At 37.2% G+C, this 24182-nt stretch carries 17 protein-coding genes and 1 other RNA gene; 14 read left to right on the forward strand and 4 right to left on the reverse strand.

The window, feature by feature from the left end; genetic code table 11:
* Positions 1-2 precede the first annotated feature (2 nt).
* The 12 genes from WMO42_RS08240 to WMO42_RS08295 all read left to right on the forward strand — a co-directional run bounded on the left by WMO42_RS08240 (position 3) and on the right by WMO42_RS08295 (position 18934).
* Positions 3-1811, forward strand: coding sequence for a hypothetical protein (locus WMO42_RS08240; protein WP_055174124.1), 1809 nt, complete (start codon positions 3-5; stop codon positions 1809-1811).
* Positions 1812-1921: 110 nt separating this feature from the next.
* On the forward strand, positions 1922-3160 hold the full coding sequence (locus WMO42_RS08245; RefSeq protein ID WP_242854090.1) for a D-alanyl-D-alanine carboxypeptidase family protein: 1239 nt from the start codon (positions 1922-1924) through the stop codon (positions 3158-3160).
* 77 nt (positions 3161-3237) lie between these two features.
* Positions 3238-4560, forward strand: coding sequence for a replication-associated recombination protein A (locus tag WMO42_RS08250; protein ID WP_022503211.1), 1323 nt, complete (start codon positions 3238-3240; stop codon positions 4558-4560).
* Positions 4561-4565: 5 nt separating this feature from the next.
* Entirely contained in the window at positions 4566-8123 is a 3558-nt protein-coding gene (locus WMO42_RS08255; protein ID WP_349192012.1) for a DUF5717 family protein, read from the forward strand.
* A gap of 31 nt (positions 8124-8154) precedes the next feature.
* On the forward strand, positions 8155-9219 hold the full coding sequence (locus WMO42_RS08260) for a DUF5716 family protein (protein WP_090139913.1): 1065 nt from the start codon (positions 8155-8157) through the stop codon (positions 9217-9219).
* A complete protein-coding gene (locus WMO42_RS08265; protein WP_022503214.1) occupies positions 9216-10037 on the forward strand; it encodes a hypothetical protein in 822 nt (273 codons plus the stop codon). The genes WMO42_RS08260 and WMO42_RS08265 overlap by 4 nt, the downstream gene beginning before the upstream one ends.
* 8 nt (positions 10038-10045) lie before the next feature.
* Positions 10046-11533 carry a hypothetical protein gene (locus WMO42_RS08270; protein WP_349192014.1) on the forward strand — a complete coding sequence of 496 codons (1488 nt, stop codon included), beginning with the start codon at positions 10046-10048 and terminating at the stop codon, positions 11531-11533.
* A 96-nt stretch (positions 11534-11629) separates the two neighbouring features.
* On the forward strand, positions 11630-12649 hold the full coding sequence (pheS, locus tag WMO42_RS08275) for a phenylalanine--tRNA ligase subunit alpha (RefSeq protein WP_022503216.1): 1020 nt from the start codon (positions 11630-11632) through the stop codon (positions 12647-12649).
* 23 nt (positions 12650-12672) lie between these two features.
* Positions 12673-15099 carry a phenylalanine--tRNA ligase subunit beta gene (gene pheT, locus WMO42_RS08280; protein ID WP_022503217.1) on the forward strand — a complete coding sequence of 809 codons (2427 nt, stop codon included), beginning with the start codon at positions 12673-12675 and terminating at the stop codon, positions 15097-15099.
* Positions 15100-15256: 157 nt separating this feature from the next.
* A complete protein-coding gene (gene queA, locus WMO42_RS08285) occupies positions 15257-16288 on the forward strand; it encodes a tRNA preQ1(34) S-adenosylmethionine ribosyltransferase-isomerase QueA (RefSeq protein ID WP_055174128.1) in 1032 nt (343 codons plus the stop codon).
* Positions 16289-16337: 49 nt separating this feature from the next.
* Positions 16338-16726: RNase P RNA component class A (gene rnpB, locus WMO42_RS08290), an RNA gene on the forward strand.
* 165 nt (positions 16727-16891) lie between these two features.
* The gene (locus WMO42_RS08295; protein WP_349192017.1) at positions 16892-18934 is read left to right on the forward strand and encodes a DUF4012 domain-containing protein; all 2043 of its coding nucleotides are present in this window, start codon (positions 16892-16894) and stop codon (positions 18932-18934) included.
* Between the two features lie 121 nt (positions 18935-19055).
* On the opposite strand, the gene WMO42_RS08300 is transcribed toward WMO42_RS08295, so the two are convergent.
* Entirely contained in the window at positions 19056-19391 is a 336-nt protein-coding gene (locus WMO42_RS08300; RefSeq protein WP_156333722.1) for a hypothetical protein, read from the reverse strand.
* Positions 19388-20776 (reverse strand): alanine/glycine:cation symporter family protein, encoded by a 1389-nt coding sequence (locus WMO42_RS08305; RefSeq protein WP_055174131.1) that lies wholly within the window; start codon positions 20774-20776, stop codon positions 19388-19390. Before WMO42_RS08305 ends, WMO42_RS08300 begins: the two co-directional genes overlap by 4 nt.
* Positions 20777-21174: 398 nt before the next feature.
* On the opposite strand from WMO42_RS08305, the gene WMO42_RS08310 reads away from it, so the two are divergent.
* A complete protein-coding gene (locus WMO42_RS08310; RefSeq protein ID WP_242854100.1) occupies positions 21175-21291 on the forward strand; it encodes a transposase in 117 nt (38 codons plus the stop codon).
* Positions 21292-21518: 227 nt separating this feature from the next.
* Here WMO42_RS08310 and WMO42_RS08315 read toward each other — a convergent pair whose 3' ends face one another.
* Together WMO42_RS08315 and pyrB are read right to left on the reverse strand one after the other, a co-directional pair.
* The gene (locus tag WMO42_RS08315; protein WP_022503311.1) at positions 21519-21947 is read right to left on the reverse strand and encodes an aspartate carbamoyltransferase regulatory subunit; all 429 of its coding nucleotides are present in this window, start codon (positions 21945-21947) and stop codon (positions 21519-21521) included.
* Between the two features lie 16 nt (positions 21948-21963).
* Positions 21964-22884, reverse strand: a complete 921-nt coding sequence (gene pyrB, locus WMO42_RS08320; RefSeq protein ID WP_022503312.1) for an aspartate carbamoyltransferase — start codon at positions 22882-22884, stop codon at positions 21964-21966.
* Positions 22885-23046: 162 nt separating this feature from the next.
* Between pyrB and trpS the strand changes: the two genes are divergently transcribed.
* Positions 23047-24132 (forward strand): tryptophan--tRNA ligase, encoded by a 1086-nt coding sequence (trpS, locus tag WMO42_RS08325; RefSeq protein WP_055174133.1) that lies wholly within the window; start codon positions 23047-23049, stop codon positions 24130-24132.
* Positions 24133-24182: the final 50 nt, after the last annotated feature.

Here is a 24182-nt window from a genome sequence, read left to right on the forward strand (position 1 = left end):
TTATGAAATGTGTTAAATGTGGAACAGAATATGAGGGCAATGAGTGTCCCAGATGTAATGGACCTGTAATTAAGATTAACAGCAGTGACTATATGGCTAGACGTAAAGCATATGAAGAAAGTCTTGCAAGAAAAGAGACACAGAAGGTCTTAGACAGTGCAGAAGAAGCTGGCAATGTTTTGTCTGGTGAATCAGAACAATCTGATAAAGATGGCAAGACAATACAGCAGGGAAAGCGTGCAAAGAAGCGTTCGAATAAGGTAAAGAATTATGATGAAGGTGTCTTTGATATAACTAAAGTTGATTTTAATGATGTGGCTGATAAGTTAAAGGCTGGCAGTGAAAAGCTTGCCAGTAAAGCTAAAGGAAAAGCCCAGCAGGAAAAGGCTAAGACCAGAAAAAATAATAATGCTAAGACGGATAATAATGTTAAGGCAGATAATAATATTAAGATAGATAGCAGGATAAGACCACAGACAAAACATTCATATAAGAAAGCAGGAGTAGCTGTCGCCATTGTTATAGTGGCGATAGCTGCTATTTCATTAATTATGGCTGTTTTGTTAAGGAAGAATTCACATATATATATGAGTGATGGAAGCCGCATATATGATGTATCTTCACTTGAAAGCCAGTATATATGTGATGTTAAGGATGCATTATTTGGTCTTGATGAGGTTACATTTTATACACCGGAATGGCCGGAAAATATATCTAAGGACAGTGTGGTTTCAAGTGCGGCAAGTCCGGACGGCAAGTATTATGCGGCAGATGTGTATAATGATGAAGATGAATTATATTCATTATATGTATGGTCACAGGATGGAAGTGTGGAAGTTGTAAATAATATATATGCACACGAGATATATTATATTTCAGATAAAGGCACAATTATTTACAAAGAAACAGAAACTATCAATGACACAGGAAAGACAGGTGGACTTAAGCTGTCTATGGCAGAGATTACCAATGATAAAAGTTCAGGAAGTCTTATAGGAAAGACTGATACAATAGAAGCCAGTCTTACGCAGGCATATGTATACAGTGACAGCGATACAATTATAATACTTGACGGCGATAACAGGCTATATCAGTACAATTATAGCAATAAGAAGCAGACATATGTGGCAGATAATGTGGATAATATATATCCATTAAGTGATACAGATGGTGTGTACACTAAAGGTGCAGGACATCTGAATACATCTGACAAGGCTGATGAATATATATATAATTCACAGGACAATAATTATATTGTTAGTGTTAAGAATGGCTTGGCACAGCAGCTTGATGGCATTGATGGTGCTAATATGACATATATTATTGACAGTAAGAATGATTACATATACTGGGTAGGCAATAAAAAAGTGTCATATGCAAAGTATAAAGACGGAATGGTGTCAGATAAGAAAGAACTTGACAGCATAGGAAATATGCAGAGTATAGTATTCTTAAAAGCCTCGGGTGAACTTGTCTACATTAATTCAGAGGCAAAGCTTATCAATGCAGTGAAGGGTGATAAGACTGTTATTGCAGAGAATGTGAAGGACGGAAGCTTATCGCTTATTAATAATACAAAAGAGTCTATTACTTATATAGATAATGACGGACAGTATTATTTAAAGACACCATCAGCTAAGAAAGTGCTTATGGGAAATGTTACAGATACAGTTAATACATCTGATACAAGTCTTTACAGAAAGAGATTGTATTATTATGGTTCTGATAAGACATTATATTCTTGCGATTTAAAGGGTGGTTCAAAGAGCCAGATAGGAACAGTGGACAGGCTGTGGATTGGAACACATTAAAACAATTGTATATTAATGGAACAGATATTACAGCATTATTCTAAGACTTTAAGGTATAATAGGGTATATAAGGACATATATAATAACAAATGTTATAAGAGGTTATTATTATGTCCGGATATATGAAAGTGTTAGCAGAATATTCAGATAAAGCAGGACATAAGGACAGAACAGGACATATAAAAAGAATTACAGGTATAATAACAGCCATAATTATGTTAATTACTACGGCTGTTATTGTACCTGTTTTTTGCTGTGCAGAGGAAGTATCAGGACCAGACATAGATACACCTTCTGCGATACTTATGGAGGCGGCGACAGGACAGGTAATATATGAAAAGGATGCCGATACAGTTCTTGCACCTGCAAGCATAACAAAGATAATGACGCTTATACTTATATTTGAGGCAATAGAGGACGGAAGCATTAATATGGAAGACCCGGTAACTGTGTCGGAATATGCGGCTTCAATGGGCGGAAGCCAGGTGTTCCTTGAGCCGGGAGAGATACAGAGTGTCAGGACTATGATTAAGTGTATAGCGGTGGCAAGTGCTAATGATGCCTGTGTTGCAATGGCAGAACACATAAGCGGGGCAGAGAATGTATTTGTTGATAAAATGAATGAGAAAGCCCGTGAACTAGGAATGAGCAACACACATTTTATTAACTGCTGTGGACTTGATGTAGACGGACATACATCAAGTGCGAGAGATGTAGCGGTTATGAGCCGGGAGCTTATTAATAACCACCCACAGATAAAAGAATTCAGCAGTATATGGATGGAAAGCATAACACACATTACAAGAAAAGGCGAGAAGGATTTCGTGCTTACCAATACTAATAAGCTTATGAAACAGTATGCCTATGCCACAGGCTTAAAGACAGGTTCAACGAGCAAGGCAGGCTGCTGCCTTTCAGGAACAGCCAATAAAGACGGAATAGATCTTATAGCAGTTGTTATGGCGGCACCGACAAGCAAGATACGATTCAGTGATGCGATAACGCTTCTTAATTATGGTTTTAGTGTGTGCAGTATATATAAAGATGAAGAACCGCTTGATACAGAGAGTATTAAAATCTCATCTGGCAGGCAGGATAAGATTAGGATAACAAAGGAAAAAGACTATTCATATATGTTCATTAATAAATATAACAATGATGATATAAGACGGGAGTGCATAATTAATGATAATATTAAAGCTCCATTAAAAGAGGGTGATGAGGTAGGCACTATTAAATATTATTACAATGAGGCTTATATTGGAAGTGTTAAGATAATAAGCTGCGAAAATGTTGATACAGCAGGCTTTATGGACACGGTTAAGAAAATATTTAAAAGCTTACTTTAATTAAAGTAGTGCCATTTGCCGTATAATATGCTATATTATTAAATAATATTCATTAAGGGAATCACAAGGACACAATTATGGATTTATTTGATTATATGCGAAAGACTAATCAGGAGAATGATTCTCCTCTTGCAATGAGATTAAGACCAAGAACTTTGGAAGAAGTTGTAGGACAACAGCATATTGTTGGTAAGGATAAGCTTTTATACAGGGCTATAAAGGCGGATAAATTAAGCTCTATTATATTTTATGGACCTCCTGGAACTGGAAAGACTACATTAGCCAAGGTTATTGCCAATACGACAAGTGCGGATTTCTGTCAGATTAATGCTACAGTAGCAGGCAAGAAAGAGATGGAAGATGTTGTAGAGAGGGCGAAAAATAATCTTGGAATGTATGGTAAGAAGACAATACTTTTTGTAGATGAGATACATAGGTTTAATAAGGGGCAGCAGGATTATCTTCTGCCATTCGTGGAAGACGGAACTATTGTGCTTGTTGGTGCAACAACAGAAAATCCATATTTTGAGGTTAATGGAGCCTTGATTTCAAGGTCTATAATATTTGAGTTAAAGCCATTGTCAAAGGAAGATATCAAAGAGATACTAAAGAGAGCTGTATACGATAAAGAAAGAGGTATGGGAAGCTACAAGGCTGACATAGATGATGAGGCTTTGGAGTTTCTTGCTGATATAGCAAATGGCGATGCAAGAAGTGCACTTAATGCGATAGAACTTGGAATACTTACAACTGACAGGTCAGATGACGGACTTATACATATAGATTTAAAGACAGCAGAACAGTGTATACAAAAAAGGGCTGTCCGATATGATAAGACGGGTGATAATCATTATGATACCATATCAGCATTTATTAAAAGTATGAGGGGGTCTGACCCTGATGCAGTAAGTTATTATCTGGCAAAGATGTTATATGCAGGTGAAGATATAAAGTTTATTGCAAGAAGAATAATGATATGTGCAAGTGAAGATGTAGGCAATGCAGACCCTTACGCATTAGTTGTTGCTACGAATGCAGCACTTGCAGTTGAGAGGATAGGTATGCCGGAGGCAAGGATAATTCTTTCACAGGCGGCGTTATATGTTGCCTGTGCACCTAAGAGCAACTCTTGTTATATGGCAGTTGACAAGGCTATGGAACTTGTTAAGACAACCAAGACAGCACCTGTGCCGGCACATTTGCAGGATGCACATTATAAGAGTGCTTCAAAGTTAGGACACGGCATAGGTTATAAATATGCACACGATTATCCTAACCACTATGTGAAGCAACAGTATTTACCTGATGGACTTGAGGACGTAAAGTTCTATGAACCAACAGATAATGGCTATGAGAAGCAGATAAAGACACATTTAAAAAAGATTAATTCGGAGACGTAGAACTGATGAGAGAGTATATTAACAGACTTTCAAGAGGAAAGTTCAGATATGACATTCCAGATATAATACAACCTGATGATGTTATTATAGAAGATGTTATCTGTGACACAATACATAATGCAGAATTTCATATACAGGCGCAAGATGTAATTAAGGGGGTAGTATACTCTGATAATGCCAAGGTGACAGTGCTTACACCGTCATTTGCGGGAAAAGACAGTGATATTAAATACGTTATAGATGCAAGGGGACTTTCAGAGGGGGACAGCATAGAAGGAGAGTTCACGCTTGTTACTAATGCTGGAGAGAAAGAGGTATTATACAGCTTTACAGCAGTTAAAGAAACAGTAGATACAAGCCTTGGAAAAGCGGATAACCTGTTCCATTTTACTAATCTTGTGCAGGTTAATAAAGAAGAAGCAGTAAGCTTATACAGATCCGATAAATTCAAAAAAATATTCTTACAGGGTGATGATGTATTAAATAATCTTTACGATGTCCTGTATGACAGAGAAAATGTATATGAGTCAATGGAGGAGTTCTTAATAGCAATTAAGAAAAAGTCTGCTCTTACTTTCAGTGTTGATAATAATATAAGAGATTATAATATAGATGGTGCTAACGAAAAGGACAGCATAATTATAGAAAAGAACGGCTGGGGCTATATAAAGCTTGACGTACAGTGTGAAGCACCATTTATTAAGATGAAAAGAGGAATAATAACTTCTGATGATTTCATAGGTGATGTATATGAGCTGGATTATATAATAGATGATAAGCTTCTTCATGCAGGCAATAACTATGCGTATATTATAATAAGCTCTTACAGTCATCAGGAAGTAATAGAGATTACAATAAATGGAAAAGAGATTGTTAATGACAGCGGCTTTGATGAACACAGAGAGATAAGAACTGCAAAGAGCAGGCTTACAGCAGAATATCTCCAGTTCAGAATGAAACGCATAACCAAGCAGGAATGGGTTATTAACACTAATAAAATTCTTGACAGAGTTCGTGGATTGAAGAAATCGGACATAATATTTGACGTATTGCAGGCGGGTGTTAATTTTATATCAGGTGATGATTACAATGGAAGCAGAATTCTTGAGAACATTAAGGACAGGGTATTAAGCGATGTTGATAATCATATTGAGTTATACAGTCTTTACCTTTATGTAAGCACGCTTGAAAGAAAAGATGCAGGATATACATCAGATGTAGCCCAGATAGTTACAGAGTGTTATGAACACGGATATGACAGCTGGGTGCTTTTGTGGATATTATTCTATATAGACGGACAGTCTGAGAATAACAAGAGCATTAAGCTTATAAGAATAAAGGATTGCTTTAATGATGGCTGTATAAGCCCGGTTATGTATTTAGAGGCACTTAATATATATAATGCACAGCCAGAGCTGTTAAGGCTGTTTAACAGATTTGAGATTCAGGTGATAGCATTTGGTATAAAGTACAATATGATTACAGAAAAGCTTGCAAAGCAGGCAGCGGCTGTAATTGCCAATGAAAGAATTACTAATAAAGATAATATAGAGATATTAAAAAAACTTTATACAATATATGAAGAAGATGACATATTAGAAGTATTAATATCACATATGGTAAGGGAAGGAATAGCTGGTGAGGAAGCATTTCCATTTTATGAGAAAGCGGTTCTTAGAGGCATAAGAATAACAAGATTATATGAGTTCTATATGGCAAGCATAAAGAAAGATATAAAGGTGAGAATTCCAAGAATTGTCCTTTTGTATTTTACATATGATTCAGGTATTAATTATGAATGGAAGTCCTTCTTATATGCCAATGTTGTCTATAATAAAGCATTCTATAAGGATATATATGATTCGTACGAGCAGATGATAGAACTGTATGTTTATGAGCAGTTAAAGGCCGGCTGTATCAATAATGACCTTATGTATCTTTACAGACAATTTTTAAAGCCACAGCTTATCAATAATGAAACAGCAGAATATGCGGTTAAGTTAAGATTTATGTATCGTGTAACTGCTGATTGCAGTAAAGTAAAAGCTGTTATAGTAAAATGCGGCTATATGAAAGAGCCTGCAATATATGAGATGACAGGCAATGATATATATATTCCGCTTTATATCTCTAACTGTTCTATGGCATTTATCTGTACGGACGGAGTTATAAGAAGAAACACTGTCAATTATGAGATAGAAAAGATATTAGAAGAACCACTGGATATAACATTGTTAGATGAATATGACATTGAAGAGCCATATATAGCTTTATTCAGAGCAGATTATTGCAGAAAGAAGCATATATATAATGCGGATACACCATCTATATATAAGAAAGCGGCGATGGTTAAAGGAGTTACATACGAATACCGACAACTTATTAATTCGTGGCTTATTGAATATTATAAAGAATATTATGAAGGTGAAACCTTTAATGATGAGTACAGTGACCTTATTAAAGATGGTCTTGATATCAATACGGCACAGGGGCTTATTGAAATACTTTTGGAGTACGGAATGTATTATGAGGCAAGGGAACTTATGGAACGCTACGGCTATACAATAGTTCCAGCAGGCAAGATGTTTAAGTTCATAGTACACGAGCTTACTGCTTCGGTTAATAAGGAAAGCTATAAAGATATATTGTGTGAATATGTGTTCAGGAATCATCTGTATAATGAGCTGGTACTTGAATATATGGTTGATAATTATAATGGTTCAGACAAGGATATGTACAGGTTGTGGAAGAGTGCATCTGATTTTGGCGTAAATATTAAAAATCTTTCTGAGAGGGTTATCTCACAGTATATGTTTACTCAGGATAAAGATTATTATGATAAGCTTACACAGGTATTTACAGATTATTATAATAAAGGTGCATCACAGCTGATAGCCAAAGCATATATAGCTTATAATTCATTTTTATATTTTATTAAAGGAAAAAATGTAAGTGACATAACATTTACGGTTGTAAAAGAATGTTACAAAGATAAGATTGGTATTCCTGTAATATGCCTTGCTGCGTGGCTTAAAAAAGTATCAGAGAATATAAAAGAATTGAATAAACCAGATATTAAAGACACAGCACAGAAGATTCTTGATGAATTATGTGCAAAAGAGATAATCTATGATTATTATAAACGTTTTAATGGTGTTCTTAATATACCGTATAATGCATGTGGTGTTACAGTGATTGAGTATTATGGCAATCCTGATAATAAAGTTGTCATTAATTATAAAGTTAATGATGCTAAAGAATATGCAAGTGCAGTTATGAAATGTGATAACTGCGGAGTATTTACATACAGACTTTCATTGTTCTATAACGACAAGGTTATATATAATTATACAATTGGAACAGACACTAATACGAAGGAATATAACATATTGTACGATAACCTTAATGATGGAGATAATAAGGGCAGATTTGATGCAATTAATGAATGTCTTGCAAGCGAGGAGCTAAGGGATATGGTTACATTAAAGAAGCTTATGGAAAGCTATGCAGTAGAAGATTATGTGACAAAGCAGTTGTTTGTACCAGAGAATATGAGGCAGTAAGACTAAATTCCTGCTAAGAATGGAGATAGTTATGAACGATACAGATTTGATAATAGGAGTGGAGCTGCTTGAGGATAATATACAGATGTGTGTGTATGACAGTGAGTTAAAAGCACCAGTGGCAGCAGATACCGAAAAAGACAAAACATTATCAGAGAATATAAAAGCTGTTATTAATAAGAAAAATGCCAGCAGTGTAGCTTCTATATGTGTTGTTGTTCCTGATTTTACCAAAGATACACTGGAGATTGTAAAGGAGGAGCTGTACAATGCAGGTGTTGCAAATGAGCAGTACCAGATAATAAGCAGAATAGAAAGCTTTGCATATTATGCGTACAGCCAGAAGAAGGAACTTTATCAGAATGGTACAGTGCTTATGGATTACAATGCTTCGGGAATTGATGTATACAGATTGTACTGCAATAAGATTGGTGATATGCAGTACATATTACAGGAGCATACATTAAGCCAGCCTGAAGGAAGTACAATAGAAAAGGCTTCACATTCCGTTACCTTGTATATGACAGAATATTTTAAGAAGCACAGGGCTTCAAGTGTATATCTTACAGGTATGGGATTTGATGTGGACAGGCTTCCAGATGAATTCACCAAAGTATTAGTTGCAGGAAGAAAAGCATTTGTTGGGCAGAATTTATATGTAAGAGGTGCGTGCTTTGCAGCGTTGGAGTATATATCTCCACAGGTATTTGGTAATGTGTGCCTTCTTACAGATGGCAGGATAAAAGCTGATATTGAAACGGATATATCAGAACACGGACGTCCTATGAAGTTTAGAATTGTCAAAATGGGAACTAACTGGTATATGGCAGAAAGAACAATTGATTTTATTATTGAAGATGTGTCGGTTATAAATTTCCAGATTATATGGCCGGACGGAAAATATATAGAAAAGCAGGTTGATATAAGCTCTATTCCTTACAGGGAAGGAAAGACAACAAGAATATCAATGAATGTAAAGGCATCTTCACAGGATAAATGTATTGTTACAGTAAAAGACCTTGGTTTTGGTGAGATATATCAGGCATCGGATAGTGTTATAGTTGAAGAACTGGATTTAAGTGAGGCAGATGTATGAGTGCAATGATTTTGTGCAGGGGGAAGGTTGCAGACAATCCTTTATATATAATGCAGTCAGGTATCAGATTGTATACAGAAGAAGAACTGTGTTATTATATTTACAATAATATATATATACTTACTAATGATTTTATCAATGATGAGCTTATAACATTTCTTAGGGATGAAGTGGGAAATACAGCACTTGCCCAGAGATTAACCATAATGAAAAGTAATAATGAGCTGTTGGCAAGTATGCTTGTCACAATACTTAAATCAGTTGATTATTATTCTTTGGAACAGATTGAAAAGATAAGCGAAATACTGAATACGCTTGATAATCAGAATGCTTATGAAAGACTTGGATTAAGAGGGGACAGTTTTCTTTCTAATGAGTGCTTCTATAAGGCGGTTGACTGTTATAAGCAGATTATAGATGAATACAGCAATGCTGCCCCGGCAGCGTTCTTAGCAGGTGTGTACCATAATATGGGTGTTGCACTTGCAAGAATGTTCTTATATAATGAGGCTTCATACAGCTTTATGAAAGCATATGAGATAGGACAGCATAAGAATTCATACAAGTGTTACCTTGCGGCAAAGTGGTTTATGGATAAAGACGGAAGTGTTATTAATGAAGATGTGCCAGAGGAGGAGTATATCATAAGAAGAAAGATAGAACAGCTTATGGATAATGCTGCGTATCAGGACGAGATTAGAAAGCTTAATGACACAGAGAAGTATAAAAATGCAGGAGATGTGGCAGGGTATCATAAAGTATTAGATGATATTCTTACCAATTGGAAACAGGATTATTATAAATATACTGCGAGGTGATAAGACAAGTGGGATTATTCAAATTCTTAAAAAATAATTATGACAGTGATGAGGATTTAAAAGACCTTGAGGAGCTTGTGTATGAAGATGAGAATGGATTTAGAAATAAACGTTCTATTAATGATATGATACACAGCTATCAGGTGGGTTCGTATACTGGCAGTAATCATAATGATGATCTGGAAGAAGAATTATATAAGACGGCTGGCAGTGATGCATCTGCTGATGAATTCAGAGGGCTGACAGAAAAGACTAAGAAACAGCAGGCAGATGTGTTAAAGGAAGAAGAAAAATATGACCACATGCTTAACAGTATACAGGCACAGACGCTTATAAGAACAGTTGATAAGGTTAATCTTGGCGGAGCGGTCAATAATACGCAGGATAATCTTGAAGAGGTTGACACGGCAGGATTTACAGGCTCAGAGGTTGGGAGCTTTGTTAAAAGCCAGTGTGATATTATGGAGGAAGCTTCAAGATATATAGAAAATGCCAAGGTAGAATATGACAGTGTAACTGATTATTATGAGGATATACAAAGAATCGAGAATGCACCGGAAGATATAAAGCTTAAGCTTATGTATGCGGCAGACCGTGTTGATAATCTGTCGGTTGACAGGCGTATTTTTAAATCACCGGAGAACAAGCTTTCCAACAAAGTGTACCGTATGATGGAATCTTATGAGGAAGATTTTCCAGAGGCACTTGTAAAGCTGAGGCACGATGAAGAAGATTACAATACAGTATTAAAGAATGTAAGAATGATTAAGGGTGAGAGGTCAATGTATCGTATAGAGGCAAATGACCTTGTGAAAAAACAGCTTAGAATTAAGAAGTATTCAGTACTTATGCTGGCACTTCTTGTAGGGGTGTTTGTTATATTTCTTCTTATATCAGCGGCTTCACCAGATGATGAACACATTGGAATGTTCATAACAGTTGTAATACTTGCACTTACGCTTTCGCTTGGTCTGTTTGCTTATCTTAAATCAACAGAACGAAAAGTGTATGTGACAGAGGTAAAGCTTAATAAAGCAACAGCACTTCTTAATAAGTACAAGATAAAGTATGTAAATGCTGTAAATGTGCTTGAATATGAATATAGCAAATATGCGGTAAAGAGTGCATTTGAGCTTGAGCAGAAGTTTCAGGCATATGTTGAGATGAAAGATGAACAACGTAAAATACTTGAGATAACAAGTAATCTTAATGAGGCAGAAGCGGAGCTTACAGATATATTAAGACAGCTTGGTGTAATTGATACACATATATGGATAGGACAAGTTAAGGCGATACTTAATCCTAAAGAGATGGTAGAGGTAAGACATAATCTTTCCATAAGACGCCAGAAGTTAAGAGAACAGATAGAATATAATGAATCAAGAATAGAAGATGCAAGAAATAATATTAAAAATGTGACTAAAAAGAATAAGGTGCATGCCAAGGAAGCTATGCAGGTTCTTGAGATTTATGAGAAAAGACATAAGAATAATTAAAATAATACTTGCGAAATATGAGCATTGTGTTACAATTGAGAGTGGTTTTTTGCGAAATGATTAACAATGTGTAAATAGCGCAAGAAGGAGGATAAGATGAAAGAAAGACTTGATGCAATCAAAGAAAATGCGTTGTCACAGATAAAGGCAACAGATTCTCTTGATAAGTTAAATGATATCAGAGTTGCTTTTCTTGGTAAAAAAGGCGAGCTTACTGAAGTTTTAAAGGGTATGAAGGAGGTAGCTCCTGAGGACAGACCTAAGGTTGGACAGATTGTCAACGAAACAAGACAGGCAATTGAAGAAGTATTAGAGGCTGCCAAGAAAGAGCTTGCTGCCAAGAAGAGAGAGCTTCAGATGAAGGCAGAGGTAATTGATGTAACACTTCCAGCCAAGAAAGCTGAACTTGGACATAAACATCCTAATATGCTTGCGCGTGAAGAAATAGAAAAGATATTTATAGGAATGGGATACGAAGTTGTAGAAGGTCCAGAGGTAGAATATGATTATTACAACTTTGAGGCACTTAATATTCCAGCTAACCATCCAGCAAAAGATGAACAGGATACATTCTATATCAATGATAAAGTTGTTCTTAGAACACAGACATCACCTGTTCAGGCAAGAGTTATGGAAAAAGGCAGACTTCCAATAAGAATGATTTCACCTGGACGTGTATACAGAGCAGATGAAGTTGATGCAACCCATTCACCTTGCTTCCATCAGGTTGAAGGTCTTGTAATTGATGAGAACATAACATTTGCTGACCTTAAGGGAACACTTGCAGAATTCGCTAAGGAGTTATTCGGTGAAGATACTAAGGTTAAGTTCAGACCACATCATTTCCCATTCACAGAGCCTAGTGCCGAGATGGATGTAAGCTGCTTTAAATGTGGCGGCAAGGGATGCCGTTTTTGTAAGGGTGAGGGCTGGATTGAAATACTTGGCTGCGGAATGGTTCACCCACATGTATTTGAAATGTGCGGAATTGATAAAGATAAATATACAGGTTTTGCGTTTGGCGTAGGTCTTGAAAGAGTTGCCCTTCTTAAATACGAAATCGATGATATGAGATTGTTATACGAGAATGATACAAGATTCTTAAAGCAGTTCTAATTAATAATAAGTGGAGGATAAGTATGGATACATCTATTAAATGGATAAAGGACCTTGTTCCAGGTTTAGAGTGTACAAATCAGGAATTCAGAGATGCTATGACTCTTTCAGGTACTAAGGTAGAATGTTTCAATGAGCTTGATAAAAATCTGGATAAAATTGTTGTAGGACAGATTGTTTCAGTAGAAAGACATCCAGATGCAGACAAGCTTGTAGTATGTCAGGTGAATGTAGGAAATGAAACTGTTCAGATAGTTACAGGTGCTCCTAATATTGAACCAGGAACAAGTGGACAGAAAGTTCCAGTTGTTCTTGACGGCGGACGTGTGGCTGGCGGACACGATGGAAGTCCACTTCCAGAAGATGGAATTAAGATTAAAAAAGGCAAGTTAAGAGGCGTTGAGTCTTATGGAATGATGTGTTCAATTGAAGAACTTGGTTCATCAAGAGAATTCTATCCAGATGCAGCAGAAAATGGTATTTATATATTTGGTGATGATGCCAAAGTAGGAGAGAGTGCTGTAGAATATCTTGGACTTGATGATACAGTATTTGAATATGAGATTACTAACAACCGTGTAGACTGCTATAGTATCCTTGGTATCGCAAGAGAGGCAGCAGCTACATTCAGAAAGCCATTCAATCCTCCAGTTGTTAATGCTACAGGCAATAGCGAAGATGTTAATGACTATATTAAGATTGAAGTAGCAGCTAAGCAGCTTTGCAAGAGATATACAGCAAGAGTTGTTAAGAATATAAAGCTTGCTCCATCACCAAAGTGGATGCAGCACAGACTTATGACAGCAGGCATCAGACCTATTAATAACATAGTAGATATTACTAACTATGTTATGACAGAATATGGTCAGCCAATGCACGCTTATGATTATGATACAATCGCTGATAAGAAGATTATTGTAAGAACTGCTGCTGAGAATGAGAAGTTCGTTACACTTGATGGACAGGAAAGAACACTTGATTCAGAAGCACTTCTTATATGTGATGGAGAAAAGGCTATTGGTCTTGCTGGTATTATGGGTGGTGAGAACTCAATGATAACAGATGATGTTAAGACAATGCTTTTTGAAGCTGCAACATTTGATGGAACTAATATAAGAAAGTCAACTAAGAAGATTGGTTTAAGAACAGATGCTTCTGGTAAGTTTGAGAAGGGCTTAGATCCAGAGCTTGCACTTGAAGCTATGAACAGGGCCTGTGACCTTATAGAACAGTTAGGTGCAGGTGAAGTAGTTGGCGGTGTTGTTGATATATATGATGAGCCGGTATCTAAGAAGAGAATATCATTTGAACCAGATAAGTATAATGCACTTCTTGGAACAAATGTATCAAAGGAAGATATGCTTTCATATTTCAAGAGACTTGAAGTAGAATATGATGAAGCTTCTAATGAGCTTATTATTCCTACATTTAGACAGGATCTTAACAGAGATGCAGATATTGCAGAGGAAGTAGCAAGATTCTTCGGATATGATAATATTCCTACAACACTTCCAAAGGGTTCTACAACAATGGGTAAGATACCATTTGAGAGAAGTATTGAAGATGTAGCAGGTGAAGTTGCACAGTTCTGTGGATTCTCACAGGCTATGACATATTCATTTGAAAGCCCTAAGGTATTTGATAAGCTTAAGCTTGCGGCCGACTCAGAATACAGAAAGACAGTGGTTATCTCTAATCCATTAGGAGAAGATTTCTCAATAATGAGAACACTTCCTGTTAATGGTATGCTTACATCATTATCAACTAACTATAACAGACGTAATAAGAATGTTAAGTTATATGAGCTTGCAAAGGTATATCTTGCAGCAGATGATGTTAACGAGCTTCCAGATGAGAGAGTTATGTTCACGCTTGGAGCATTTGGAGATGTTGATTTCTTCCAGATGAAGGGTGTAGTTGAAGAATTCCTTGAAAGAATTGGAATGAGAGTTAAGCCGGAATACAATCCAGAGGCAGGAATTACATTCCTTCACCCAGGACGTCAGGCAGAGATTATCTATGATGGAACAAAGATTGGCTATATGGGTGAATTACATCCAGATGTAGCAGATACTTATTCATTAGGCGACAGAACATATATTGTTGTTATTGACCTTTCAATTGTAACTAAGATGGCAAGCTTTGACAGAAAGTTTGAGGGTATTGCCAAGTTCCCAGCAGTTACAAGGGATATAAGTATGGTTATGCCTAAGTCAGTTCTTGTAGGAAAGATTGAGAAGATAATCGAGAAACGCGGCGGAAGCATACTTGAGAGTTACAAGTTATTTGATATATATGAAGGTGCCCAGATTAAAGAGGGCTACAAGTCAGTAGCATATTCAATATCTTTTAGAGCTAAGGACAGAACACTTGAGGATAAGGATATCACACCAGTAATGGAGAAGATATATAAAGACTTAAGTGATAATGGAATCGAACTTCGTATGTAGTGAGCGAAAGAAAAAGCAAGCGACTGCGTAGCAGGCATTTGCTTTTTCTGAGCCACTAACGAACGAATAGTTATGCGAAGCAGAACGATGGAGCACATAAGTGCGAATTCGTGAGTATAGTGTGCAATAGAGTGCACAATCTGAATAGAGGATTATTATGGATTTACATGATTTTTATTATGATCTGCCAGAGGAACTTATAGCACAAGACCCTCTGTCAGACCGTTCAAGCTCCAGATTGATGGTTCTTGATAAGAACACAGGAGCTATAGAACACAAGATATTTAGGGATATAACAGAATATCTTAAGCCGGGTGACTGCCTTGTAATTAATGATACTAAGGTTATACCTGCAAGACTTATCGGTGAGAAAGAAGGAACAGGTGCTGCCATTGAAGTGCTTTTGTTAAAAAGACTCGAAGACAGACAGGATACGTGGGAAGTCCTTGTTAAGCCAGGAAAGAAATGCAAGGTTGGTGCAAGGATAGTATTTGGTGGCGGAAAGCTTACAGGTGAGATTATTGATATAGTTGAGGAAGGTAACAGACTTATACAGTTTAGTTATGATGGCATATTTGAGGAAATTCTTGATGAACTAGGACAGATGCCGCTTCCACCATATATCACACATAAGCTTGAAGATAAGAACCGCTATCAGACAGTATATGCCAAGCACGAGGGTTCAGCAGCAGCACCTACGGCAGGACTACATTTTACAAAAGAACTGCTTAAACAGATAGAAGATATGGGAGTGAAGATTGCAAGAGTTACTCTTCACGTAGGTCTTGGAACATTCAGACCAGTTAAGGTTGAGAATATACTTGATCATCATATGCACTCAGAATTCTATCAGGTTGATAAAGAAGCAGCAGATATAATTAATAATACCAAGGCTAATGGTGGAAGAGTTATTGCTGTAGGAACTACAAGCACAAGAACTCTTGAATCAGTAGCTGATGAAAATGGACATATACCAGTTAAGAGTGGCTGGACAGAAATATTTATATATCCAGGTTATAAGTTTAAGGCAATAGATTGTCTTATAACTAATTTTCATCTCCCAGAATCAACTCTTGTAATGCTTGTGTCAGCACTTGCAGGAAGAGAAAATGTTCTTAATGCTTATGAAGTTGCAGTAAAAGAACGTTACAGATTCTTTAGTTTTGGGGATGCTATGTTCATTAAGTAGGCGTTAGATGTTTACAAAGTTACAATTAACTTAATAATATTAATAAATGTGAGTAGTACAGATGATCGCGGCTGCAAGTGTCGAAAGACCGCAGGTGAGGAAAGTCCGGGCTTCGCAGGGCAGGATGCCGGATAACGTCCGGTGGAGGTGACTCCAAGGCTAGTGCAACAGAAATATACCGCCAGTGCTTAACACTTAGTGTTGAGCTTATTGGTAAGGGTGGAAAGGCAGTGTAAGAGACTACCGTGGTATTGGTAACAATACTGGCTATGTAAACCCCATTCGAAGCAAGACCAAATATAAAGCGATACGGCTGCCCGTCGTGCTTTTAGGTAGGTTGCTTGAGCCTGCTGGTAACAGCAGGTCTAGATAGATGATCATCAGTAGTCAGGTCAAAGCCTGGCTGGACATAACCCGGCTTATAGTACTGCTCATATTTTTTTATTTAATAGGAAATTCCAATATAATTTCCTATTAAATAAAAGGCACTATGTGCCAGTTATGCGCACTCGCGTGAAGCTGTAGTTTGTCGCAAGCGACAGCACTCGTCGCGAGAACGTGCTCAGCACATTCTTTTTTATAATAGGAAATGGATGGATAGTAATGAACAATAATGATTATAAAGATAACAATGAGAACTTAAACAGTGAGAACACTGTGGATAATAAAAGCAGCCAGAACAGTGGTCATAGAAGAAGCAATGTCCAGCATACTGGCAGTAATACAGCTAACAATAACAGCCGTCACAATGTAAGAGAGGGCAGTAACAATAATTCAGAACATCACAGCAGCAATAGTAGTGAAGGACACCACAGCCACCATAGCAGTGGGGAACATCACAGCCACCATAGCAGTGGGGAACATCACAGCCACAGTGGTAAGAAGAGATTAACAAAACAGCAGAAAAAGAAACGTACTATAACAATTGTTTCAATAGTAGCTGCGGTTGTTGTTATTATAGGAATTATGGGTGTTAAAGGCTTATCTGATGCCAAGGGAATGTTAAAGAATGCTAATGAATTAAAGACAGAGATGAATGATATGCTTGGAGCTGTAAAAGCCCAGGATGCTGAGGCAGCTAATACAGCAGTATTAAAGCTTGACAATACAACTTATAAGATAAGCAAGACATTATCAAGCCCATTGTGGAAGATGGCAAGCCACATTCCGGTTGCAGGAAAGTATGTTAAGTCAGTAGATACACTTATAGGACTTGTTGAAGATGCATCAGATGATATTATAAAGCCGGCAGTAGCAACAATATCAGAATACCCTATGTCAGGTCTTAAAGTAGGTGATGGTTTTAGTGTAACAACAATTAATGCCTATCTTGATCTTTTAGAGCAGATACAGCCAGTGGTTAATAATATGACTGCTAAGATGAACAAGGTTGAACTTCCGGGAAGTATGGGAACAATGATATCTTCTTATAGTGATAAGATAACATCACTTATGAGTATGTACACAGATTATGAAGATTACATTCCATTAATGAAAGCATTTATCGGCGATGGAAGTGATAAGGTATATCTTCTTGCTGCACAGAATACAGCAGAGATAAGAGCTGCAGGTGGTTTCCCAGGTTCAATCGGAACAATAAGGGTTGAAGATGGTGTAATGTCAATTGGAGATTTTAATCCTGTTAATGATGTATTGGCAACATACCCACCAGATGAAGCTAATGTTACAAGAAAAGAATTAAAGATATTTAATGATACGTTAATCTATTCAAGAGATGCAAGTTTTAACCCTGATTTTGAAAGAGCTGCTCAGATATGGGCTTTGGCTTATGAAGCTAAGCACGGTGAGAGCGTTGATGGTGTGCTCTCACTTACACCGACTATTATACAGAAGGTTCTTAGAATATCAGGACCAATTACACTTCCTGATGGAACAGAGCTTAATGGTGATAATGCCGTATCAGTATTACAGTATGAGCTTTATTATAAGTATCTTAGTGACAGAAATACGGGTATGGATGATAGAGAGGCTAATGATTATGTTGACGGTCTTTTTGCAGAGACAGCCAAGCAGGCAATGGCAGTATTGGTATCAGGCTTTGATTTTAAGAGAATTAATGAATATGTAGATATGTTTAATGAGGGTGTTGAGGAGAACACAATTATGCTCTGGTTTGTAGATGAGCAGGAAGAGCAGTATGCTAAGGATGCAGGCTGTTCAGGAAATCTTAATGATGACCCGGCTAATCCAGAAGCAGGAGTATTCTTCAGCTTATATGAGCCTTGTAAGTTAGGCTGGTTCTTAAATATTGATACAGAGATGAGTGAGCCTGTTATTAATGCAGATGGAACAAGAAGCTATGATATTACTGTGACATTAACTAATACAATTAAAAGAAGCAATATAACAAGAGCAGGTGGCTATATTCTTGGTGGATTCGATGGTGGAATAAGAGGATTTGTTCATTTATTCGCACCAGCAGGTGGTACTATAGCTAACTTTGAGACTAATAATGGCCTTAAGATAACAACTGATGAGTATGATAATCTTGAGGTTGGTTATAATGTTGATCTCGTAGTAGAAGCAGGTTCACCACAGGTAATAAAGTATACAGTAACAACAGCAGAAGGCGTTGATACACCACTTAAGATTCGCACAACACCTACATTACAGGCATATAGATAAAACAAGTCAGTATTGAATATTTTAGAAAGTGTTATGAAGGCAGGTTGTAGTGTATACAGCCTGTTGATTATATGGTATATATGAAATAAAAGGGGATGTGAAAAAACTCGATTGAGTTTTTTCACATCCCCAAAAAATGTTCGAAAATTACCCATGGTATATCAGAAGTTTCATCGTCAGCACTTGAAAAATACAATTTCTTTCCATAAGAAAATCTGTAGATGAGATATGTTGACGATTTCGCAACCTGTTTGTAACGTCCGGAAACTTTTTGATACAATACCGTATTAAGTGTATTGTCATTATGCTTTTCCATATAGGTTCTGCCATTTGATTTGAACGTTCGCGATGATGCCTGCACCGTTGTCGTCCTGACATTGGTTATCGCAAAACATCCCAGAACCATAAACAATAACAACAGACATAGTTTCAAATGCTTTCTCTTTGTGTTTTTCATTTTCTTTTTTCTTTTTCGTATTCTTTCAGTTCTTTCAGAGCCTTCTCACCCTGTGGGTAAAGAATGATGATATTAAAGATCGTCATCAGTCCGATTCCAACATCACCAAGATCCCACACAAATGTATATGCTGCAAGGCCGCCGATGAACAGCATCACAAGCGCCAGTACTTTGTATGCAGTCTGTGAAGCCCAGTTATCTCCGAAAAGATATGCAACATTGCATCTCGCATAAAAAAGGATGCCCAGAAACGTTGAAAAACTGAATAAAAACAGCGTCGCCGCAATAAAGATCACACCAAAACGGCCAAGATGATGTTCCATTGCTGTCTGCAGAAGATCCATTCCGGAAAGTCCTGTAACTTTTTCTTCCGGCGCAAGCAGCATGATAAATGCTGTACAGCTGCAGATCACGATCGTATCCACAAATACCCCGAGCGCCTGTACCAATCCGGCTTTGACCGGCTGGTCACATTCTGCCGCTGCTGCCGCACACGGAGCAGATCCGGAACCTGCTTCATTCGAAAACAGTCCACGTTTGATTCCATTCATTAGGACTGCGCCAAAACCGCCGGCTGCTGCCTGTCGGAATCCAAATGCTTCCTCAAAAATTCTTGCAAAAACACCCGGTAAACTTCCAAGATTCATCACAATGATCAGAATCGTGATTGCAAAATAGCATACCGCCATGACCGGCACTACCATATCCAGGATCTTAACTGTCGCATCTTTACGAAGCACTATCACAGCAGCCACAGCAACAAGTACTACCGTCATATAGATCGGCGGAATGGAAAATGCATTTTTAAATGAAGAAACAACAGAATTGCTGATCACTTGACTGATACCGCACCAGCAGATCAGACCGGAGATTGCAAACAACACAGAAATCACCACTTTGTTTCTCTTTTTCTTTTGTTTTTCTTCTACATATGCATGAATATAATACGCCGGACCGCCGCGGTAACCTCCGTACAGCGGATCTTTTTCTTTATAAAGCTGTGCCAGTGTCGCTTCAATAAAAGCTGTTGATGAACCGATAATTGCCGTCACCCACATCCAGAAAACCGCACCGGCGCCGCCTGCCGAAATTGCCGCAACAACACCGACCAGATTTCCCATACCGACACGGGTTGCAGTCGAAACGATCAGTGTCTGAAATGAAGACAGACTGTTTTTTTCTTGTTTCTTCTCAACCAGTGCCTGCACCATATCCGGGAACAGGCGAATCGGCAGAAAACGCGTCCGAACCGTAAAATAAATTCCTGTAGGAATCAGTAATATAATCAGAAGCGAAATCCCCAGAGTGCTGCCGCCCGGCAGTGGAATCTGCACCAGATCTCCCCACAGAAAACTATATACTTTCTCAATCAGAGTAACTATCATACTTTAAACCCTCTTCCATACTCACAACATCCGGGATACATGCTGCTCACGTCATCTACAACAGCCTGATTCCCGGACAGATACCATAATAGTATAGCCCATATTAACCCTTAAACGCAAGTACTTTTAAGGTTTAAAGTCAAAAACTTTAAATAATTAAAGCTTTCAACTATGTTTGAAGCCTACAGCATCGTTTAACATGGAATTTCATCAAGTATTGTTTGCATTATCTAAATACCATTGGTTCACTGGTAACTAAGTATGTACCGGATTATCTGAATGAAATCGTTGAGCAGCTAGTACTTTTATGGGAACTGGATACAAGTACATTTGTTTACGGAAGTGGAAAGCGAAAATCCAAAGAACAGCGTCATTATGAACACTTGACTTTCGGAATTATGAAAAACGACCGTTGGTACAAGAAAATTGTCCGAAGAGGTATTCATTCAGTCAAACTGGAAGTTTTATTTGTGGCGATAGGCCACAATCTATATAAATATCAGAAAAAAAGATGAGAAACAGAACTGCCGCATAGATTCAAAAAAAGAATTTCTATGGGGTAGGGGAAGTGCGCTTTCTTTGCGCATGATTTCAGTCATTTATACACAACAGGTACAAAAAGGGAGATGCGAAAAAACTCAATCGAGTTTTTTCACATCCCCTTTTTACTATATAATCAGGAGATTACATTAGAACTTCAAGCTTATATAATAAAGCTGTACGAATGTTGTATTGGGGGATATTATTTACCAGTATATTTCTCTTCACAGTATTTACATCTGTATACCTGCTTAACAGGGTCAGAAAGAACAAATACATGGTCAAGACCCTGTTCAATAGAAGTAATACATCTAGGATTCTTACATTTGATAACATTAGTAATCTGCTTTGGTAATGAAAGTGATTTCTTATCTACTATCTGTCCGTCTTTAATAATATTAACAGTGATATTATGATCGATAAATCCTAATACATCTAAATCAACAAGGTCAAGTCCGCCCTCAATCTTGATAATATCCTTTCTTCCCATTTTACTGCTTCTTGCATTCTTGATAATAGCAACCTGACAGTCGAGTTCGCCAAGACCAAGGTTATTATATATCATCATTGATTTGCCGGCTTCAATATGGTCTAGTACAAAGCCTTCATTAAGTTGTCCTACATTTAACATAATTACCCTCCTATATTTACTTGTTATTAAGACCAAGAAGTGTCATAATAAGAGCCATTCTTACATATACACCGAATTGTACCTGTTTAAAGTAAGCAGCTCTTGGGTCATCATCTATATCTACTGATATTTCATTAACACGAGGAAGTGGGTGAAGAACATACATATCCTCTTTTGCAAGAGCCATTTTTGACTTATCAAGTATATAGAAATCTTTCATTCTGAGGTATTCATCTTCTGAGAAGAATCTTTCACGCTGTACTCTTGTCATATATAATATGTTAAGCTCAGGCATAGCATCTTCTAGGTTTTCCATTTCAATGAATTCAGCCTGGTTGGCTTTTAATACATCATCTCTTATATAATCAGGTATTCTTAATTCCTTAGGAGATATAAGCACGAATTTGACATTTTTATATCTTACGAGTGAATTGATAAGTGAATGAACAGTTCTTCCGAACTTAAGGTCACCACAAAGGCCTATTGTAAAGTTGTCAAGAGAACCGCGGAGTTCCCTTATAGTCATAAGATCTGTAAGTGTCTGTGTTGGGTGCTGGTGTCCGCCATCACCTGCATTGATTACAGGTATAGAAGACTTGCTTGCTGCAACCATAGGAGCACCTTCTTTTGGGTGGCGCATAGCACATATGTCTGCATAGCAGGAAATTACCCGTATAGTATCAGCCACGCTTTCGCCCTTTGATGCTGAACTTGAGTTAGCAGAAGAAAAACCTAATACAGACCCTCCAAGATTGAGCATTGCTGCTTCAAAACTAAGACGGGTTCTTGTACTAGGTTCATAAAATAAAGTTGCTAACTTTTTACCATCACATACATGGCTGTATTTTTTAGGATCTTTAGAAATGTCTCTTGCAAGATTAAGTAAATCTTCAAGTTCTGTGACACTTAAGTCTAGTGGACTAAGTAAATGTTTCATTAATTGTTCCTCCACAAGTATATATTATTGTGCTCTTGGCACTCTGTTATATATATTACTATTAATTAGATTAATTCTCAATTGTTATTTTAAAAAAAATGTGATAAAATTATGAATATTTGTGATATGCATAGATGCGTTGCATAAGAATGGAGGAGCAATATGTCTAAGATAATATTAACAGGTGACCGTCCAACAGGAAAGCTTCATGTTGGTCATTATGTTGGTTCATTAAAGAGAAGAGTAGAATTACAGAATTCAGGTGAATACGATAAGATATTTATTATGATAGCAGATGCTCAGGCACTTACAGATAATGCTGATAATCCTGAGAAGGTACGCCAGAACATAATAGAGGTTGCACTTGATTATCTTTCAGTCGGTTTAGACCCAGCCAAGTCTGATATATTTATTCAGTCACAGATTTCACAGCTTACAGAGCTTACATTTTATTATATGAATCTTGTTACAGTTTCAAGACTTCAGAGAAACCCAACAGTTAAGTCAGAGATCCAGATGCGTAACTTTGAAGCGAGCATACCGGTTGGATTTTTCTGCTATCCAATAAGCCAGGCCGCTGATATAACAGCATTTAAGGCTACAACAGTTCCGGCAGGTGAGGATCAGGAGCCGATGATTGAACAGACAAGAGAGATTGTAAGAAAGTTCAATTCAGTATATGGAGATACATTGGTAGAACCACAGATACTTCTTCCGGATAATAAAGTATGTTTAAGACTTCCAGGTACAGATGGCAAAGCTAAGATGAGTAAGTCGCTTGGTAACTGCATATATCTTTCTGATACAGAAGAAGATGTTAAGAAAAAGGTTATGAGTATGTATACAGATCCAGATCATATTAAGGTATCGGATCCTGGTAAGATAGAAGGTAATACTGTATTTACATATCTTGATGCATTCAGTAAGGAAGAAGACTTTGGATTATTCTTACCAGAGTATAATAACCTTGATGAATTAAAAGACCACTATAAGAGAGGTGGACTTGGTGATGTTAAGGTTAAGAAGTTCCTTTTAAATGTTCTTAACAAGGAATTAGAGCCAATCAGAAATAGAAGACACGAATATGAGAAGGATATTCCTTATGTATACGAGATACTTAAACAGGGAACTAAGAATGCTTATGAGGTAGCAGAACAGACATTAAGCGAAGTTAAGGCTGCTATGAAGATTAATTACTTTGATGATGTTCAGCTTATAAATGCACAGTCAGAAAAGTACAGCGGATAATAAAAAGGCACTGTGCCATATATGTATTCAGGATGAGAATGCATATAGCA

It is taken from the genome of Lachnospira sp. CLA-JM-H23 (assembly GCF_040096425.1).
Lineage (GTDB): Bacteria > Bacillota > Clostridia > Lachnospirales > Lachnospiraceae > Lachnospira > Lachnospira rogosae.

What these genes read in the sequence shown, in the direction of transcription:
- WMO42_RS08295 (WP_349192017.1), top strand. Translation starts at nt 16,892, where the DNA reads ATGAACAATAATGATTATAAAGATAACAATGAGAACTTAAACAGTGAG.
- WMO42_RS08265 (WP_022503214.1), top strand. Translation starts at nt 9,216, where the DNA reads ATGAGTGCAATGATTTTGTGCAGGGGGAAGGTTGCAGACAATCCTTTA.
- WMO42_RS08250 (WP_022503211.1), top strand. Translation starts at nt 3,238, where the DNA reads ATGGATTTATTTGATTATATGCGAAAGACTAATCAGGAGAATGATTCT.
- trpS (WP_055174133.1), top strand. Translation starts at nt 23,047, where the DNA reads ATGTCTAAGATAATATTAACAGGTGACCGTCCAACAGGAAAGCTTCAT.
- WMO42_RS08260 (WP_090139913.1), top strand. Translation starts at nt 8,155, where the DNA reads ATGAACGATACAGATTTGATAATAGGAGTGGAGCTGCTTGAGGATAAT.
- WMO42_RS08310 (WP_242854100.1), top strand. Translation starts at nt 21,175, where the DNA reads ATGAAAAACGACCGTTGGTACAAGAAAATTGTCCGAAGAGGTATTCAT.
- pheT (WP_022503217.1), top strand. Translation starts at nt 12,673, where the DNA reads ATGGATACATCTATTAAATGGATAAAGGACCTTGTTCCAGGTTTAGAG.
- pheS (WP_022503216.1), top strand. Translation starts at nt 11,630, where the DNA reads ATGAAAGAAAGACTTGATGCAATCAAAGAAAATGCGTTGTCACAGATA.
- pyrB (WP_022503312.1), bottom strand. Translation starts at nt 22,884, where the DNA reads ATGAAACATTTACTTAGTCCACTAGACTTAAGTGTCACAGAACTTGAA.
- queA (WP_055174128.1), top strand. Translation starts at nt 15,257, where the DNA reads ATGGATTTACATGATTTTTATTATGATCTGCCAGAGGAACTTATAGCA.
- WMO42_RS08245 (WP_242854090.1), top strand. Translation starts at nt 1,922, where the DNA reads ATGTCCGGATATATGAAAGTGTTAGCAGAATATTCAGATAAAGCAGGA.
- WMO42_RS08240 (WP_055174124.1), top strand. Translation starts at nt 3, where the DNA reads ATGAAATGTGTTAAATGTGGAACAGAATATGAGGGCAATGAGTGTCCC.
- WMO42_RS08255 (WP_349192012.1), top strand. Translation starts at nt 4,566, where the DNA reads ATGAGAGAGTATATTAACAGACTTTCAAGAGGAAAGTTCAGATATGAC.
- WMO42_RS08305 (WP_055174131.1), bottom strand. Translation starts at nt 20,776, where the DNA reads ATGATAGTTACTCTGATTGAGAAAGTATATAGTTTTCTGTGGGGAGAT.
- WMO42_RS08300 (WP_156333722.1), bottom strand. Translation starts at nt 19,391, where the DNA reads ATGAAAAACACAAAGAGAAAGCATTTGAAACTATGTCTGTTGTTATTG.
- WMO42_RS08315 (WP_022503311.1), bottom strand. Translation starts at nt 21,947, where the DNA reads ATGTTAAATGTAGGACAACTTAATGAAGGCTTTGTACTAGACCATATT.